Here is a 19051-nt window from a genome sequence, read left to right as displayed (position 1 = left end):
TTCCTTAGTCCTTCTTCAAGTGTTTTTCAAGTAAAGCATAGCGTTCGTTTTCAATACGCTCAACTTCAGCAGCTGGAACATAGTAATCAACATTCTTAGTGAATGAGCTTACGATCAAGCTAATAACAGCTGAAACGAATGAAACAACAACGAGCCACCAAATATGCCAGATAAGTGCAAAGCCAAGAAGAGTAATGAACATTGCAATGACAAAACCAGCAGCACGATCAGTCGGCATGTGGATGTCTTCATATTTAGTATTACGTGCGTATGCTACACCGTTTTCTTTGTCAGTCCAGAAACGGTCAATACCGCTACCATCTGGTTCATGCGCAAAGTTGTAGAATGGAGCAGGGGAAGAAGTAGCCCATTCAAGTGTACGTGCATCCCATGGATCGCCTGTGTGGTCCATGTTTTGGTGACGTTGTAAGAAACCAACGATGATTTGCATTAAGAAACATGCAATACCAATCGCAACAAGAACAGCACCAAATAATGCAATCGCAAGGTATGGATCCCATTCAGGGTTGTCATATGTATTCAAACGACGAGTCATACCCATGAAACCAAGGATATAAAGTGGCATGAATGCAAAATAGAAACCAAAGAACCAGAACCAGAATGCAGCTTTACCCCAAGCTTCATTGAGCTTCCAACCAAACATTTTTGGCCAGTAGTAAATGATGCCGGCAAACATACCAAACACCACACCACCAATAATTACGTTATGGAAGTGAGCGATCAAGAATAATGAGTTGTGTACCAAGAAGTCCGCAGGCGGAACAGCCATAAGTACACCAGTTAAACCACCGATACCGAATGTTACAAGGAAGCCGAGCGTCCATAACATTGGAGTAGTAAAGGTGATGCGACCTTTATACATGGTGAATAACCAAGAGAAGATTTTCACACCAGTAGGAATCGCAATAACCATGGTCATGATACCGAAGAACGCGTTAACGTTCGCACCAGCACCCATGGTAAAGAAGTGGTGAAGCCATACAACGAATGCTAATACAGTAATTGCAATTGTTGCATACACCATAGACTTGTAACCGAACAACGCTTTACGAGAGAAGGTTGCAACGATTTCTGAGTATAAACCAAATGCTGGTAATACCAAGATATATACTTCAGGGTGACCCCATGTCCAGATCAAGTTCACATAAAGCATTGGGCTACCGCCAAGCTCATTTGTGAAGAAATGGAAGCCAAAGTAACGGTCTAATGTAAGCATTGCAAGCGTACCTGTTAATACAGGGAATGATGCAATGATTAATACTGCCGTACAAAGTGAAGTCCACGTGAAAATAGGCATGTCCATTAATTTCATGCCAGGTGCACGCATCTTGATGATGGTAACGAAGAAGTTAACACCGGATAAAAGCGTACCTAGGCCAGAAACCTGAAGTGCCCAGATATAGTAGTCAACACCTACACCAGGAGAATATTGAATACCAGACAGAGGAGGGTAAGCCATCCAACCAGTCGCAGCAAATTCACCTAATACAAGTGAAAGCATCATTAAACCAGCAGCACCAGCGAATAACCAGAAGCTTAAAGAGTTCAATAATGGGAAAGCAACGTCACGAGCACCAATCTGTAAAGGAACAGAGATGTTCATCATACCTACAACGAGACCCATTGCTACGAAGAAGATCATGATTACACCGTGTGCGGTGAAGATCTGGTCGTAATGGTCAGGATGTAAATAACCTTCACCACCGCCTTTAGCGAGGAAAAGTTGTAAACGCATCATGATCGCATCGGCGAAACCACGCAAAAGCATGACGACAGATACGATGATATACATGATACCAATTTTTTTATGATCTACAGTTGTAAACCATTCTTTCCACAAATATCCCCATTTTTTGAAATAGGTGATACCGCCAAGCACAGCAATTGCACCAAGTGCCATAAAGACCATGGTGACAAGTACGATTGGCTCTGTCGGGATAGAGTCCCAACCCAATTTACCAAAAATCATATCCATGTCTTATTCCCCTTGAGCAGCGTGTTCAGCTGCAGCATGAGTTTCTGCTGTTGCATGCCCAGCAGAGTGGTCAGCACCATGATAGTTACTCATATAATGGTTGATAACTGTTTCAAACAGTTTTGGTTCAACTGAAGAGTAATAAGTCACAGGGTGTGGCTTAGTCGGGAACGGTTTCATCGCTTCTGCTTTAGCAAGCGCTTCTTGATCACCAGCAGCTTTAGCACGATTGACTAAATGCTCGATTTGGTGCTTAGAACGATCGCCATCACGTAAGGTTGCCAATTCAGCTTGGTCAAGCGTAGCTTTTTGCACTGCTTCTGGATTAATAGTTGAACCATTACCAGCTTTAACTGCTGCTACCCATTCGTTGAATTGTTGCTCTGTAACGCTATGCGCTTTGAAACGCATTTGAGAGAAACCATAGCCTGAGTAGTTAGAAGAGAAACCACGATATACACCAGTTTCATTTGCTAACAAATGAAGGTGAGTTTGCATACCTGCCATCGCGTAAATCTGGCCACCTAACTGTGGAATGAAGAATGAGTTCATTGTGAAGTTAGACGTGATTTTGAAACTTAACGGAGTTTTTTCTGGGAAACGTACTTCGTTAACAGTCGCAATGTTTTGTTCAGGATAAATAAAAATCCACTTGAACTGTTCAGCAATAACCTGAATAGTTAAAGGTGCTTTATCTGATTCTAAAGGACGGTATGGGTCATACTTGTGGGAACCCCACCAAGTTAACCAAGCTAAAATACCAATAATAATGACAGGGATACCCCATACTACAACTTCAATTGCAGTTGAGTGTGCCCATGTAGGTTTATAGTCTGCATCTTTATTTGACGCACGATATTTCCAACCAAACCATAATGCCATGATGATTGAAGGAATCACCACGAGTAACATTAAATAGATCGCAGTCATCATAAGGTCACTTTGACCTTGACCAACTGGACCTTTAGAGTTTAGAAGTACCATATCACCACCACACCCAGTCAAAAGTGCGGCAAGCGTTGATAAAGACAATACAGCTAAAATCGTTTGTCTCATTTTACAACCTCGGTGAAGAGTCCCATTCCCTAATTAAATATGGGATAGCGATTAAAGTGTCGCATGATTGAGAACGCTAGTCTTAAAATTTAGACTTCTCAATGATGCGACACCGCTACGTTGTAGGGCATTATGCCTCATATCGACAAACTAAGCTACATGTAAAGCAGCTTGAAATAATTGTTTTAAAACCCGATTTTTTTTGTAGGGTATCGAATTATGATGGAGCTTTTATTTAAATATCAACTCTCTATAGAAAAAAGGAGGCGGGGCGCCTCCTTTTTTTTAGACATTAAATGAATCAGTCATTCACTGTCATTTGATCACTTTTGTTCTTGCAATTTTGTCATGTAAAGCCTGTCGCTTTTGTCCTAATGCAAAAGCATAGTCAATAATTGTACTAATTGGCATAAATAGTAAGTTTAATATAATGAAAACGATACTTCTGAGTAAGAAGATACGTGTTAGATTAACTTTACCATTAGTTTCAGCATCGACAATTTTAATTCCGACAATTTTTTTACCAATACTTTGCCCAAACTTGGTCAACAAAAATGCTTGAATAGCGAGCATTATTACTACATAAAGTAACATTGTATGCCACGCTTCCACTGGAATTAGTGTAAAAAGCTGCTGCTGAAGTTCAGCTGCTTTGGTTGATGCAACTTCAGCAGACTGCATCTGTTTTTGTAACTCAAAAAGTTGTTTATATTGAGCTTCGTTAAAGAAAAAAGACGGAATGGCTGCAATAGGTAACCAAAGTAATAAGTCAATAATTTTTGCAAGCGCACGAGATGAAATTGAAGCAAGCTCATGTGTCTTAGTCTCGACTCGAATTTGCTGGATAGTCTCGTTATAAGGCGTATTTGTATTTGCCGAAAAAGCAGAATAACCCGTAGGTTGATATACAAGTTTACCTTGGGTTAATTCTCCTAAAGCTTTCCATTCTGTCATGCCTTCATGCCAAGCTAAATCAGTAAGTAAAACTTGTTGGCTTGCCAACATCTGATTTAGTTGCTCTAAGGTATAAGGCCCAGCTTGTTGATTATTACGTGCCAAGTAAATTTGCATAAGTAAAAATTCTCTATTCTAAAGATGAAAAAAGACCCACGGATGGGTCTTTTTCTATAACAAATTAGATTTGCTTGATTTTTTCTTCAGCAAGGAAGAACCATGTATCTAAAACTGAGTCAGGGTTTAAAGACACTGATTCAATACCTTGTTCCATTAGCCATTTTGCAAGGTCAGGGTGGTCAGATGGTCCTTGACCGCAAATACCGACATATTTACCGGCTTTACGACAAGCATGAATTGCCATAGAAAGAAGAGCTTTTACAGCAGCATCGCGCTCATCGAATAAGTGAGAAACAATACCAGAGTCACGATCAAGACCAAGTGTTAATTGAGTTAAATCGTTAGAGCCGATAGAGAAACCATCGAAGTGTTCAAGGAATTGTTCAGCTAATAATGCGTTAGTTGGTAATTCACACATCATGATGACTTTTAATCCATTCTCGCCGCGCTTTAAGCCATTTTGAGCCAACAACTCAATCACGCGTTTTGCTTCAGATACTGTACGCACAAATGGAATCATGATTTGGATATTGGTTAAACCCATTTCATCACGAACTTTTTTAAGCGCGCGGCATTCAAGTTCGAAACAATCACGGAAGTTGTCCGAAACATAACGGCTTGCACCACGGAAACCAAGCATTGGGTTTTCTTCTTCTGGCTCGTATAACTTACCGCCAATAAGGTTTGCATATTCGTTTGACTTAAAGTCAGACATACGAACAATGACTGGTTTATCAGCAAAAGCAGCTGCAAGTGTTGCAATACCTTCAACTAGTTTTTCAACATAGAATTCTACAGGTGATGCATAGCCAGCTGTACGTGTCATTACAGCAGCACGAGTTTCACGAGGTAAGCTTTCAATGTTAAGGAGGGCTTTAGGATGGACCCCAATCATTCGGTTAATAATGAACTCTAAACGAGCAAGACCAATACCTTCATTTGGAATTTGAGCAAAGTCAAAGGCACGGTCAGGGTTACCTACGTTCATCATGATTTTGAATGAAAGTTTAGGCATAGATTCAATAGAGTTACGCTGAACTTCAAAATCTAATGCACCTTCATAGATGAAACCAGTGTCACCTTCAGCACAAGAAACAGTAACTTCTTGACCATCAGTTAATACTTCAGTTGCGTTACCACAACCTACAATTGCTGGTACACCAAGTTCACGAGCAATAATTGCAGCATGACACGTACGACCACCACGGTTAGTAATGATAGCCGCAGCACGTTTCATTACTGGTTCCCAATCTGGGTCAGTCATGTCTGATACAAGTACGTCACCGTCTTGTACTTTGTCCATTTCTTTAATTGAGTTAACAATACGGACTTTACCAGAACCGATACGCTGCCCAATTGAACGGCCTTCACAAAGTACAGTACCTTTTTGCTTGAGTAGGTAACGTTCCATTGTGCCAACATTTTGGCGGCTTTTTACGGTTTCAGGACGAGCTTGAACAATATAGATTTGACCATCGTCACCATCTTTTGCCCATTCAATATCCATCGGAGCGCCATAATGTTGCTCAATAATAAGCGCTTGTTTAGCTAACTCTTGTAATTCATGATCATTTAATGCGAACTGTTGACGTTCTTGTTTTTCAACGTCGACAACAACAACAGACTTACCTGCTGAGCCTTCTTCACCATAAATCATTTTCTGGTGCTTAGAGCCAAGATTACGGCGTAATACCGCATGTTTTCCAGCATTTAATAATGGTTTAGAAAGGTAGAATTCATCAGGGTTAACCGCACCTTGCACAACCATTTCACCTAAACCGTAAGATGCAGTAATGAATACGACATCACGGAAACCAGACTCGGTATCTAGGGTAAACATTACACCCGCAGCGCCAGTTTCAGAACGGACCATACGTTGAACACCCGCAGATAATGCGACAACATCATGATCGAAGCCTTGGTGTACACGATAAGAAATAGCACGGTCATTATATAAAGAAGCAAATACTTCTTTGATGGCGATAAGTACGTTATCAATACCGCGAATATTCAAGAAAGTTTCTTGTTGTCCCGCGAAAGATGCATCTGGTAAATCTTCAGCAGTTGCAGATGAACGAACGGCAACCGCGATATCAGGGTTGCCGTTAGAAAGTTCTGTAAAAGCGGCGCGAATTTCTTGTTCTAAGGTTGCAGTGAGTGGAGTCTCTACAATCCATTGACGAATTTTAGCGCCTGTTTCTGCAAGTGCATTTACGTCATCAACGTTAAGCTGTGCAAGTTCTGCTTGAATTCGAGCGTTAAGACCGCTTTGGTCTAAGAACTCACGATAGGCCTGTGCAGTTGTTGCAAAACCACCAGGTACCGATACACCAGCATTTGATAAATGGCTGATCATTTCACCCAAAGATGAGTTTTTCCCACCTACGAGTTCGACATCGTGTTTCCCTAATTTTTCTAGACCGATTACGCGCGCTTCCAAAGTTTTCACTCCACTTTTGCAGTATTAATGTCTATCTTGGCATGAAATTAAAAAAATAAAGTGCTTAGTTGAGAATTTTACTAAGCGACAGTCATGTAAGATCAGTTTACTATAAAGATTATATAGCACTAAGACAAATGTTTAAGGAGAATTTTAATGTCAGAAAGTAAACAATTTAAGCGGAGTGTTTTTTTTATTTCTGATGGAACTGCGATTACTGCCGAGACCCTTGGACATTCGTTATTAGCCCAATTTCCCAATGTAGATTTTGATATTCACATCATGCCTTATATTACAACTGAAGAGGCAGCAATGGCAGTTGTGGTTGAGATTAATAAATGTCAAACCAGAGATGGATGTTTACCATTGGTATTTGATACTTTAGTTGATCCGCATGTACGAGAAATTATTAATACGGCTAAAGCAGTTAATCTGGATGTGTTTGAAGGATTAATTAGTAAGCTAGAGCAGGAACTCGGTACACCACCAACGACACTGGTTGGGCAAACACATGCGGTAACTGACTCTGAATATTATAAAGCCCGTATTGATGCTGTTCACTTTGCACTTGATAACGATGATGGGGCACGCACCCGACACTATGACAAAGCTGATTTAATTTTAATTGGTGTGTCTCGTTCCGGAAAAACTCCGACTTCTATTTATCTATCTTTACAGTTCGGTATTCGTGTTGCTAACTATCCTTTAACCGAAGAAGATTTAGATGATAACCGTTTACCAGCAGTATTAAGAGAACACCGTAGTAAGCTCTTTGGTTTAATGATTGACGCAGAACGTTTAGTGGCGATTCGAAGTGAGCGTAAAGCGAATAGTCGATACGCAAGTTTTAGCCAGTGCCAAATGGAATTAAGAGCGATTGAAGGTATTTATATTTCAGAAGGTATTAAATATTTAAATGTAACTGAAATGTCGATTGAAGAAATTTCTACTCGTATTTTACAAATGACTGGTTTAAAGCGACGTATCGGTTAATTAAATCAAATATTTATTTAAACCATTCAATTTGAATAATATTAATATATTGGAATTGAATGGTTTTTATTTTTAATACATATTGAAAATAAAAGTTTTAAATATAAAACGCTAAGTTAATAAATAGTTTCTGATTAGTTATCAGCGTGTAAATTTTTTATAGGGAGTTTGTGAGATAAAATAAGCTTTTTGAAAAGAAATGTATATAAAATAATAATCTATATTTTAATAAATAGTTGTTTTTAATTATTTTTTAAATAAACAAATACTTTTTTTCTACACATTTTTCGTTTGTTAACTCTATCGCTTGTTATTTATTTATTGTGATGCATTTCACATTTTTAACTATAATTTCCCATCTCGATATGGGACTATCCGATTATCAAAATGCTAAAAAAATGTGTTTTTTCATTGGTATATCTCTTACCAATTCATTTATACGCAGCTCAAGTTGATGTACTGCGTGAGCAAGCTGTTCAAAATTATAGAGCAGGCCAAACTCAACAGGCTGTTTCTCAACTCGATCAATTGTTAAAACATTATCCGTATGATCAAAAATTGCTTGCTGATTATTTAATTGTTATGTCAAGTGAAAAAAAGGATCTGACGAATTTTTCCAATTTTTTAGAAAATATTAATTATGTGAATTTTCCTGAATATGCAAAGTTACCTTTAATTCGAAATTTTCGTGATTTTAAACATTTTCAAACAGCAATTGATTGGTCAAATAAACTTAATATTCAAAAATCAGTCGATGGGCGTATCTTACTATCGGTTTTATATGCTGAAGCTCAGGACTCAACGAATGCTAAAACTCAGTTATCAAATATCAACATTAAAGGTTTAAATACTGATCAGTTGGTACAGGTTGCATATGCTTACCGTTTAATAAATTTGCCCGTAGAGGCCTTAGCTACAATTGAACAAGCTTATCAGCAAAATTCTAAGTCTTCAGCTGTTTTGCAAGAGTATGTTTATGACTTGGCTGCTATTGGGGCATATAAAAAAGCCCAGCAATTACTTCAAGTAAACGAAAAAAATCAGCAAACTGAGCAGTTACAGCAAACTTTACAAGTCAGTGAGTTTTCTCAGCATGTCAATAATGCAATTGCCCGCTATAAATACTTAAATCGCCAAGGCTTATCAGATGCAGAAAGCTATGCTGAATTAGATGCTGTTTTAGAACAAGGGCAAAAAATACAACAGCAAATGTCACCAAACAACCCTAACTATTTAAGGTTTCACTACGATTATTTGTATGCGCTAGATTTTAGAGGGCGTTCAAAAGAGGTTATAGAGAATTTCACCCAGTTGAATATTCCACTCGAAAAATTACCGGCATATGTACGTCATGCAATTGCTGATAGTTATTTGGCGGAGCAGAAGCCAAAGCAAGCTGAACTTGCTTATAAGACACTTCTAAACGAAAAAAATTATCCGGATATGATCGTCTATACCGGATTGTATTATTCCTATATTGAACAGGAAAAATATAAGGAAGCTGAACAGCTTTTGGCAAAAGTTGATCACCTTATTCCGACTTATAAATATAGTCAGGCGAAAGGTGTAGATAAAACAAGCCATCCTGATCGTGATGATTATATTGCTTTAAAAGGGATGCATTTAGCCTACGCTAATCATCTGGATCAAGCTGAACAGCACTTTCAAAAAACAGTCGAGCAAGCACCTGCGAATGAGAGCCTGATTAATAATCTTGCGCGTGTAGAACGGTGGAGAGAAAAACCGCTAGAGGCAAAAAAAACAATTTCCCGGTTAAATGGTATAGATCCGATTGCTAAAGACACTCGCATTAATGAAATGCAGAATGCTCAAGCTTTAGGTGATATTCCGACATGGCGGAAAACCACTCAAAACTTAGAGCAATATTATCCTGATGATAGTGGTGTCATAAAAAGCCGCAAAGAGTTGGATGATCGTAATAGAGCCACAATTTCACACTCAACTACTTGGGGCCAAAGTAAGGCCGACAATAGTGATACTGTAAGTGGGCAGAATGGTTTAAAAGACCGTGAAATGGAAACACGTCTTAATAGCCCTTGGATTAAGGATAATTATCGTTTATTTGCTTGGTATCAAGATCGTTATGGCGAATATAATTTTGGTGACGTGCATAACCAGCGCTATGGTATCGGGGCCGAATGGCAAGCTAATCGTAAGGCATTGTCTGCGATCTTGTCGCAAAGTACAGATGGCGGACAAGCAGGTGTTCGTCTTGATTGGTCTCAGTGGTTAAACGATCACTGGCAGTATCAATTGCAATATAACAGCCAGGCTGACATCCCTCTACAGGCAATTGATGCGGGAGAAGATGGCCAGTCTTACCGAGCTGCTTTGACATGGCAAAAAGATGAATCACGTCAAATTGGCGCAAGTTACGGTCTGACTGATATCAGTGATGGTAATAAACAACAAGAATTTTCAACTTTTTGGCGTGAAAGACTATTTGCGGCGCCGCATCACATTACTTATGGCACTGTTCGTGGTTTTTACGGCAGTAATAGTCAAGATCAAACTACTTATTTTAGCCCAAGTTCGCATTACAGCGCGGAGTTGAACTTAAGCCATGACTGGGTGACTTGGCGTGAATATGAGCGTTCATTTAAACAGCATTTCGAGGCTGGAGTGGGGCTTTATAAACAAGCCGATTATTCCACTAAGCCAACCTATTCTTTGCAATATCAACATCAATGGCAACTATCACGTACATGGCAACTCAATTATGGAATTGGTTGGCAATACCATCCTTACGATGGACATGATGAACAGCATACCTATGGTATTTTCGGATTTGAAGGGCGTTTTTAATGAATAATTTATTTTCGAAAATGTTGAGCTGTGCTTTAGCTTCAACATTGTTACCTCTGCAATTTACATATGCCCAAATAGAAAAAGATTTACCAAAAAATCATACAGTTTCTTTAACTTTTCATGATGTCAGAGATGATGTTTTAAAAGAAGGCGATCGGGATATTTATGCAATTCAAACTAAAAATTTAGCGCAATTCTTTGACTGGTTGAGTCAATCTGACTGGAAGCCAATTCGCCTGAAAGATATTGAAGAGGCTCGTAAGCAAGGTAAAGAACTACCTCATAATGCTATTTTGTTAACCTTTGATGATGGTGCTTTAAGTAGCTACAGTCGTATATTTCCATTGCTCAAGCAATATCGGATTCCGGCAGTTTTTGCACTCCCAACCAGTTGGCTTAACGGTAATACAAAAGCTGGCTATGAAGCCTATGGACAAGGGAACTTAGTCAATTGGAAGCAAGTACGAGAAATGCAGGCTTCTGGCTTAGCTGAGTTTGCGAGTCATAGTGATGATTTGCATCATGGTGTGCTTGCTAACCCTCAAGGGAATGAACAACCCGCAGCAACTTCTTATATGTATTTAAAATCACAAGCGCGTTATGAAACGGATGTGGAATATCAGCAACGTATTTTAAAAGATTTAAAAAAATCTCATGATGTTTTAAAAAAGGAATTGGGTGTAGAGCCGAAAGCAATTGTATGGCCGTATGGTGCGGTCAATCAGCAGTTAGAAAAACTAGCTCAACAGGCAGGTTTCACTTTTTCTTTTAGTTTAGGACGTGATGGGGTAAATCAGATTAATGACGTTACCTTTAAACGTAGTCTTATGGTGGATAACTCTACAGCTGAACAGTTGTCTGAGACCTTACTCAATATCTTGAACTCGGCAGAGAAAGATTTATATAAACAGCCAAAACATTTTGTGAGTATGGATTTAAAACAATTAGCTGCTTCAACCAATATTCAGTCAGATGAAAAATTAGGGGCATTGTTATCCAAACTTTATAGCTTAAAAAACAATACGCTGATATTGAAGCCTTTAGATGATCAAGATGGAGATGGGCAATATGACGTTGCTTATTTCCCAACAACTCAAATGCCAGTTAAACAAGATATCTTAAACCGTAGTCTATGGCAGGCACAGACTCGTGCAGGACAAGCGGTCATTTTAGAGTTACCTGTATATCCTCAAAAAAATAAACCGTTTTTGGTGGCAGATTTAGCTAAAGATATGGCACGTTTTAATAGCAATTTAAGTGGTATTCAACTTAATGCTGGAACTGCTTTAAATTGTGCTATGCAAAGTGCAACGATAAAAGAAAGTAACTGTGTTGAAGAAGTAAAGCAATTATCACAACTGAGTCAACTGACTCAAAAAGCTGCAAGGCCTTATTTGAATATGAGTAATCAGGCCCAGTTTAGTCTGCTGCTTACGCCTGACTTAGAGCATATCGATCAATTGCCAGCGCTTTTAAAATCACTATTAACCCAACATGATTTAGTGAATCTAAAATTTAATGTTGTGGGTAAGCAGAAACAATTTAAACATGTCTTAGAACTTTTAAATACACTTGATGCGAAATACAAGCAACGAATTATGCTGACATTAACATTGCCAGAAAATGACCAGAGAAATGCTTGGCAAGAAGTAAAACAAGGCCTTTTTGATATTCAGCGCATAGGTATTCAGAAATTTGGGGTTGAAGGTTATTCCTTTGAAAATTCAAAAAATGTTCATGAGTATTTATATAACCCAATGAGCTTGAATTCGAGTTCGGTCATGTATCAACCCTTCGCTAGTTTAGCAACTGAGGGGAAAAAGTAATGAGAGTATTACTCGATATTCTATTTGCTTTTGCCTTTTTATATCCTCTGCTTATGGCGTGGACATGGATGGTAGGTGGCCTCTGGTTTTTCTTTAAAAGAGAATACCATGAACAGCAGTTACCTGAGCCTTCAAATGAAGGGTGCAGCATTATTATTCCTTGTTTTAACGAAGAAGCTCAGGTAAGGCAAACTATTCGTTATGCCTTACAAACAAAATATCCAAATTTTGAAGTGATTGCTGTCAATGATGGTAGCAGTGATAGAACTGCAGAAATTCTTGATGAGTTGGCAGCTCAGGATACTCGATTAAGGGTCGTGCACTTAGCGGAAAACCAAGGTAAGGCAGTGGCTTTAAGATCGGGAGTTTTAGTAAGTAAATACGAATATTTAGTTTGTATTGATGGAGATGCTTTACTACATCCTCATGCTGTACTTTGGCTTATGCAGCCATTTCTAAAATTTCCTCGTATTGGAGCCGTCACTGGAAATCCTAGAATTCTCAACCGTTCAAGTATATTAGGAAAATTACAGGTTGGTGAGTTTTCTTCAATTATTGGATTGATTAAGCGGGCGCAGCGTACGTATGGTCGTATTTTTACAGTATCGGGTGTAATTGTTGCATTTAGAAAAACTGCTTTAGTCCGTGTTGGATTTTGGTCTGATGACAAAATTACTGAGGATATTGATATCTCTTGGAAGCTTCAGATGGACCATTGGGATATTCAATATATTCCTCAAGCACTTTGTTATATCTATATGCCTGAAACTTTTAAAGGCCTTTGGAAGCAGCGTTTACGCTGGGCACAAGGTGGGGTAGAAGTCTTATTGGAATATATTCCAAAAATGTTCAAAATCCGTTTACGCCGTATGTGGCCAGTTATGCTTGAAGCTTTAGTCAGTATTGTCTGGTCGTATGTGATGATATTTATTTTCTTGCTTTTCTTAATCGGACTTTTTATTGATTTACCTCAGCAGTGGCAGATTAATTCACTCATGCCCCAATGGTATGGCGTGATATTGGGTGGAACATGCCTCATCCAATTTTTAGTAAGTTTATGGATAGATCATCGTTATGACCGTGGACGTCTTTTTAGAAATTATTTTTGGGTAATTTGGTATCCATTATTTTTCTGGCTACTGACGTTATTTACTAGTGTAGTTGCAGTCCCTAAAACTATATTTAATACCAAAAAGCGTGCTCGTTGGGTAAGTCCTGACCGAGGCTTTCGAGGAGATAACTCATGAAAAATAAAGAAAATAATGACATAGAAGTTTTAGATATCCCAGAATATATTGATCAGCCTAAATATGTGAAAAATAAAACCGCAAACTATACTTTGCAAACAGTAGGCTGGTTTTGTTTAATGTGGCTGTTTTTCCCACTGGTTTCATTATTTTTATGGTTTTATGAAGGGCATCTCATCTATGACTATGTATGGGTAGATCATATTTCTGAAGTTAATACAGTCCTCCATTTACTTCTTTTAATATCCTTAAGTGCTTTGGTCTTGATTTTATGGGCGAGTTATAACTGGCTTAGATTTCATGGTGATGATCGCCGCAGCAAAGCTCCGAATAGTCCTGTTGAGTTATTGGCTTCACAATTTATGGTCAGTACCGAGTCATTATCAGAGTTACAAAAGTCTCAGCGCATCATCTTACATTATGATGATCAGGGGTATTTAACTCGATATGATTTGAAATGAGTAAAAAAAGCATGGTCTATCAACCATGCTTTTTTTTATTTTTAAGGTGTAGTTCTAATAATGATATCTACAGGGCGTTGAGTACCATCCATACTATAAATGGCTGTAGCGGTAACTTTTACAATTGGCCAAGTTTGTAGTTTGCAATTTGGTCTTTGCAGCGCAGCATAGTAGCTATCAGATTTAAAAAATGTTTTATTGGCTTTTGCCGTATTAGGTGTCAAAAGACGTTTGAGCCATGTTTCATTGACTTGAGTTTCAAGAAAACGTAGAGCTAAGATACTTTTTACACGATTGTTAAATAACCTCCTATTTTTAGCAATAAGCGGGTGGGTAATGAGACGGTGTATGCCGATTTGACTATGAGGCAAAATAAAATGCGGCGTAATTTGAAATACAGTTACAAATTTTGCTTGTTGGCAGATTTTTTCTAAGTGCGTTACCGTTTCCTGATCTGTTCCAATAATCGCTACATTTAAATTTGAAAAATCATTTTCTTTAATTGTATTTGATAAAAGAATTTGACCAGTAAAGGCGTCAAAATCCTGAACTGCATTTTGAAAAGTAGTTGATTTGGCAACATTATTTTTAAGTTCAATACTCATTTTCCAAAAGTCCTTTTGGTTTTCATTTATGATGATTTTTTATCGTTTTAATATAAATAACCAAGCAAGAGGGCTGGGTAAAGTATTTTCAGATAGGTGGTTATCTCATGCCTGCTATAGACTCAAGCATGAGATATTCAGAGTATGTTCTAGTTGGCTGATTTTAGTTGCATTAATCGAGTAAAGCTCTCTAAACGTTTATTAGTATCATAGACATCACAAGTAAAAATAAACTCATCGACTTCATAAGTAGCTAAAAGCTTTTCTAAGCCTGAGCGTACTGTTTCAGTTGAGCCGATTTGGGCCATCGTATAGAAATTTTCAACAGAAAGCTGTTCTGCTGTGTTCCATAGACCCTGCATCGATGTAACTGGCGGTTTAAGTTTTAAACTTTCACCACGGATTAATCCTAATACACGTTGATAGGCACTTGTTGCCAAGAACTGAGCTTCTTCATCCGTATTTGCAACCACAACAGGTACACCCATGGAAACATAAGGCTTGTCTAAATATTCAGAAGGTTCGAAATTTTCACGATAAAGCTCAATCGCTTGACCAAGCATGCGTGGTGCAAAATGCGATGCAAATGAATAGGGTAATCCTAGTTTCGCAGCCAATTGCGCACTAAATAAGCTTGAACCTAATAACCAGACAGGCACTTGAGTATTTTGTCCTGGAGTGGCAATAATTCTTTGGCCGGGTTGAGGTGCTTTAAAATATTGCAAAATCTCAACAACATCTCTAGGAAACTGATCTTCCGTTTCCTGATGCCCGCGACGTAAGGCACGCATAGTGACTTGATCTGTGCCTGGAGCACGACCTAAACCTAACTCAATACGATTTGGATATAAGGTTGCTAACGTACCGAATTGTTCTGCAACCACTAATGGTGCATGGTTTGGTAGCATGATACCACCTGAACCTAAACGAATGCGCTGGGTATGAGCCGCGATAAAACCAAGTAAAACAGCTGTTGCTGAACTCGCAATTCCATCCATATTATGATGTTCTGCAAGCCAAAAACGGTCATAACCTAATTTTTCTGCATGTTGGGCGAGCTCTAATGCATGACGTAATGAAAACTCGATTGTTTTATCATCACGTATGGGAGCAAGTTCCAAAATTGAAAATTTGGTGTCTTGAAGTGATCGCATGCGATATTCTCAAAAAACGTTATATCGAAATAATACGATATAAATGGGGTGATGTATATCGGTTTTTTTCGATATAAATTTCACTCCCAAATTAAAAAGCACCGCTAGGGTGCTTTTTAATATCTGTGTACCAATTAGTGGTGTTTATACCAACCACGGTGTAAGCCATTATCATGACGATAATAAGCGCGATCATTGTAATAGCGGCGGTCATCACGATCATAACGACGATCGTATCGACGGTCATAACGTTCATCATAGTTACGATCTTGGCCAACTTTACGACCTAAAGCAGAACCACCAGCTGCACCCACTGCTGCACCGATGTATCCACCATTTGTACCACCCATGTTTTTACCAACGGTATAACCAGCGCCGCCACCTAAAGCACCACCAATTGCCGCTTCTGTACGGTTACGACGGTCACTTGCAGCTGCCGCACCACCAGCACCACCTAAAGCAGCACCAATTGTTGCGCCAGATGTACCACCGATACTTTTACCGATTGCAGTACCTACTACACTACCTAGAGCAGAAGTTGCCGCTACACGGGTACCATTATCTGCATGTGCAACTGACACCATAGAGGTTGTTGCGATTAATGCACTTGCTAACCAAATATTCATTTTCATTTTGGAACTCCATGCTCATTTTGCTAAAGAGCAATCTTTATATCTTGAGCTAAATGTAATTAAAAATTTCGTGAAAATTATGGAGAAGGCTCATGCTGATACGATAGTTTTGTGTCTGCTTTGTATTGTTTCTATTAAGATGTGAATAAATCATGAGCACGACATATGTATTTGACAGAAGGGTAATCATAAAAAAACACCCGAAGGTGTTTTTAAATTAATTACATCACTAAAATTAGTGGTGATGACGGTGTTTTTTCTTCCAGTGTTTAGAAGATCGATCATAATCACGGTCTTTAGCAATTTTATTACCTAAAGCACCACCACCCGCAGCACCTAACGCAGCACCGATATAACCGCCATTTGTACCACCCATGCTTTTACCAACAGTATAGCCAGCACCACCGCCTAAACCACCGCCAATTGCAGATTCTGTACGGTGACGACGATCACTTGCAACTGCTGCACCACCAGCACCACCTAAAGCAGCACCAATTGTTGCACCAGATGTACCACCCATGCTTTTACCAATAGCAGTACCAGCAACACTACCTAAAGCAGAAGCAGCTGCTACATGAGTTGTATTGTCTGCATGTGCTACAGTCATCATAGAAGTAGCCAAAACAGCACTACATAATAAAGCATTTAATTTCATCATTTACTCCATGTCCCAAGTTACAGGACCTTATATCTTTCGTTACAGCAAATGTAACAAAACACTTCTCTTCAAATGTGGAGAACCATCATCCTATTATTAGAGTTTAGTGTCTTCTTTGTATGTTTTCTATTAAAATAGAATATCTAATATCCACATAGAAAAAAGTGATTCTCATTTCATATTCTTAAGTATATTTACAATGAGTTGAACATAAAAAATCAATAAAAGCTCTTGTGGCAGAAGACATATGTTTATGTTGCGCATACAGTAAAGAAAAGGGACGGGTATGACCTGCGTATGTTTCAAGTAGAGGTTGTAATTTTCCTTGTTGAATTTTTTCATTAACGATAAATTCGTAACTCTGGCATATTCCTAAACCATTTTCAGCAAGAGATACTACTCCTAGAATATCTTCTTTTACTAAAATTCGATTTGTCGGTATCCACTGAATTTCTTGATCTATATCTATATCTTTAAAGAACCACGGAGTGACCTTACCATTACTCGGTAACTCAAAGGCAATGCATTGATGATGATTTAATTCATCCAAATTTTTGGGAATACCCATGCGCTTCAAATAAGCAGGTGAGGCAACAAGTTTTAAAGGTGCGTGCTCTAAAGGTCTGGCAATAAGGGTGCTGTTAGGTAGTTGTCCTTGACGAATAGCTAAATCAAAACCTTCAGCAATTAAATCAACGTTACGATTAGAAATACTGACTTCAATCTGAATATCAGGATATTGCAGAAGAAATTTTTCTAATAAAGGGGGTAAACGATAATGCCCATAAGTGGTAGGAACACTTATTTTAATTTTTCCAGAAATTTGTAGTTGTTCACCTTGAACCAAGCGTTCTGCATGGTCAATTAACTGAAAAGCATGTTGCATTTTTTCATAGTAAAGCTGACCAGCTTCAGTCAGACTTAAATGGCGTGTGGTTCTTCTAAAAAGCTGTATACCGAGTTTTTTCTCGAGTCTTGTAATTGTTCTACTAACCACCGAAGGTGTGGTAGATAAATCAATTGCAGCAGTACTAATTGAAAGCTTCTCAGCCACAATTAAAAAGATTTCGACATCGGCAAGATGATCAAATTGTCGAGACATTTTGTCCTCAAACGCAAAAAAGATTTGCAAACTTAGTTGTTTTTCTACCTTTGGGGTAAAAATAGAATATATACATCCTAGTTATAAATCCAGCAAATGCTTGGAATGAAGGTTAAATAATGAAGATGTTGAATCAAATAATGTTTGCAGTGATTACAGCTTCGGCAGCATTAAGTGTAAATGCAGCTCATGTACTTGTTGTATTGTCAGATGAAGATCAGCTAGAGCTAAAAAATAATCATGTTTTTAAAACGGGATTTTATCTTAACGAATTGATGCAGCCTACAAAAATGCTTTTAGATGCGGGGCACACCGTAACGTTTGCCACCCCAAAAGGGAAAGCTCCAACGTTAGATGAATCTTCAAATAGTGCAATGTACTTTAACCAAGATGAAAAAGTATTAAAACAATATGCTGGTTTATTACATGATCTAAAGTTAACTTCACCTAAAGACTCTCCAGTTGTAAGTCTGGCGCGTATTGAGCAAATTGGTATAGATCAATTTGATGCCATATATATTCCGGGTGGGCATGCGCCTATGCAAGACCTGTTAAAAGATAAACAGCTTGGTAAAGTTCTTAACGCTTTTCATAATGCAGGAAAGCCTACAGCCTTGGTTTGTCATGGGCCTATAGCTCTGATGTCAACTTTACCTCATGCTGCGGAAGCTGTTAAGCAACTTGAACAAATTAGAACAGTCAAAACTGGCGAATGGATTTATAAAAACTACCGGATGACGGTAATTAGCAATCAAGAAGAAGAGCAAGCGAAGGGCTTATTAAAAGGCGGTGAAATGAAGTTCTATCCACAAACTGCTTTAGAGTCACTTGGAGCAAAATATCAAAGCAATACGAAAGCTTGGTCGCCAAATGTAGTGGTGGATCGTGAGCTTATTACTGGACAAAATCCAGCTTCGGCTGTTCTTGTCGGTAAAACTTTATTAGAAAAATTAAAATAACTATAAACGATAAAGAGGC

Annotated in this window: 15 protein-coding genes; 6 read left to right on the top strand and 9 right to left on the bottom strand. The window is 38.5% G+C overall.

The window, feature by feature from the left end:
• Window positions 1-4 precede the first annotated feature (4 nt).
• The 4 genes from cyoB to ppsA form a co-directional block, all read right to left on the bottom strand.
• Entirely contained in the window at window positions 5-1996 is a 1992-nt protein-coding gene (gene cyoB / locus ABLC00_RS11900) for a cytochrome o ubiquinol oxidase subunit I (protein WP_002049358.1), read from the bottom strand.
• A 3-nt stretch (window positions 1997-1999) separates the two neighbouring features.
• Complete coding sequence (cyoA, locus tag ABLC00_RS11895; RefSeq protein WP_002049341.1) at window positions 2000-3052, bottom strand: ubiquinol oxidase subunit II; 1053 nt, start codon at window positions 3050-3052, stop codon at window positions 2000-2002.
• 315 nt (window positions 3053-3367) lie between these two features.
• Window positions 3368-4123, bottom strand: coding sequence for an RDD family protein (locus tag ABLC00_RS11890; RefSeq protein ID WP_002049111.1), 756 nt, complete (start codon window positions 4121-4123; stop codon window positions 3368-3370).
• A 64-nt stretch (window positions 4124-4187) separates the two neighbouring features.
• The gene (gene ppsA, locus ABLC00_RS11885) at window positions 4188-6575 is read right to left on the bottom strand and encodes a phosphoenolpyruvate synthase (RefSeq protein ID WP_170318176.1); all 2388 of its coding nucleotides are present in this window, start codon (window positions 6573-6575) and stop codon (window positions 4188-4190) included.
• 147 nt (window positions 6576-6722) lie between these two features.
• Here ppsA and ABLC00_RS11880 point away from each other — a divergent pair, with 147 nt between their 5' ends.
• The 5 genes from ABLC00_RS11880 to pgaD all read left to right on the top strand — a co-directional run bounded on the left by ABLC00_RS11880 (window position 6723) and on the right by pgaD (window position 13922).
• Window positions 6723-7559 (top strand): pyruvate, water dikinase regulatory protein, encoded by an 837-nt coding sequence (locus tag ABLC00_RS11880; protein ID WP_000004354.1) that lies wholly within the window; start codon window positions 6723-6725, stop codon window positions 7557-7559.
• Between the two features lie 387 nt (window positions 7560-7946).
• Window positions 7947-10385 carry a poly-beta-1,6 N-acetyl-D-glucosamine export porin PgaA gene (pgaA, locus tag ABLC00_RS11875; protein WP_004886452.1) on the top strand — a complete coding sequence of 813 codons (2439 nt, stop codon included), beginning with the start codon at window positions 7947-7949 and terminating at the stop codon, window positions 10383-10385.
• Window positions 10385-12214: a poly-beta-1,6-N-acetyl-D-glucosamine N-deacetylase PgaB gene (pgaB, locus tag ABLC00_RS11870; protein WP_004886456.1), complete on the top strand. Its 1830-nt coding sequence runs from the start codon at window positions 10385-10387 to the stop codon at window positions 12212-12214. The genes pgaA and pgaB overlap by 1 nt, the downstream gene beginning before the upstream one ends.
• Window positions 12214-13461, top strand: a complete 1248-nt coding sequence (gene pgaC, locus ABLC00_RS11865) for a poly-beta-1,6-N-acetyl-D-glucosamine synthase (protein ID WP_002049144.1) — start codon at window positions 12214-12216, stop codon at window positions 13459-13461. The genes pgaB and pgaC overlap by 1 nt, the downstream gene beginning before the upstream one ends.
• Entirely contained in the window at window positions 13458-13922 is a 465-nt protein-coding gene (pgaD, locus tag ABLC00_RS11860; RefSeq protein ID WP_004708055.1) for a poly-beta-1,6-N-acetyl-D-glucosamine biosynthesis protein PgaD, read from the top strand. The genes pgaC and pgaD overlap by 4 nt, the downstream gene beginning before the upstream one ends.
• Before the next feature lie 41 nt (window positions 13923-13963).
• Here pgaD and ABLC00_RS11855 read toward each other — a convergent pair whose 3' ends face one another.
• The 5 genes from ABLC00_RS11855 to ABLC00_RS11835 all read right to left on the bottom strand — a co-directional run bounded on the left by ABLC00_RS11855 (window position 13964) and on the right by ABLC00_RS11835 (window position 18073).
• The gene (locus ABLC00_RS11855) at window positions 13964-14527 is read right to left on the bottom strand and encodes a hypothetical protein (RefSeq protein WP_004886460.1); all 564 of its coding nucleotides are present in this window, start codon (window positions 14525-14527) and stop codon (window positions 13964-13966) included.
• 149 nt (window positions 14528-14676) lie between these two features.
• Complete coding sequence (locus ABLC00_RS11850; protein ID WP_004886464.1) at window positions 14677-15681, bottom strand: LLM class flavin-dependent oxidoreductase; 1005 nt, start codon at window positions 15679-15681, stop codon at window positions 14677-14679.
• A gap of 134 nt (window positions 15682-15815) precedes the next feature.
• Window positions 15816-16313 carry a hypothetical protein gene (locus tag ABLC00_RS11845; protein ID WP_004708061.1) on the bottom strand — a complete coding sequence of 166 codons (498 nt, stop codon included), beginning with the start codon at window positions 16311-16313 and terminating at the stop codon, window positions 15816-15818.
• Window positions 16314-16548: 235 nt separating this feature from the next.
• On the bottom strand, window positions 16549-16968 hold the full coding sequence (locus ABLC00_RS11840; RefSeq protein WP_004708063.1) for a hypothetical protein: 420 nt from the start codon (window positions 16966-16968) through the stop codon (window positions 16549-16551).
• Between the two features lie 187 nt (window positions 16969-17155).
• Window positions 17156-18073 (bottom strand): LysR family transcriptional regulator, encoded by a 918-nt coding sequence (locus ABLC00_RS11835; RefSeq protein WP_004886468.1) that lies wholly within the window; start codon window positions 18071-18073, stop codon window positions 17156-17158.
• Between the two features lie 119 nt (window positions 18074-18192).
• On the opposite strand from ABLC00_RS11835, the gene ABLC00_RS11830 reads away from it, so the two are divergent.
• A complete protein-coding gene (locus ABLC00_RS11830; RefSeq protein WP_004886471.1) occupies window positions 18193-19032 on the top strand; it encodes a type 1 glutamine amidotransferase domain-containing protein in 840 nt (279 codons plus the stop codon).
• The last annotated feature ends 19 nt before the right edge of the window (window positions 19033-19051 follow it).

This window comes from Acinetobacter nosocomialis, assembly GCF_041021905.1.
Lineage (GTDB): Bacteria > Pseudomonadota > Gammaproteobacteria > Pseudomonadales > Moraxellaceae > Acinetobacter > Acinetobacter nosocomialis.
This window is presented reverse-complemented; position numbering and strand designations above follow the sequence as displayed.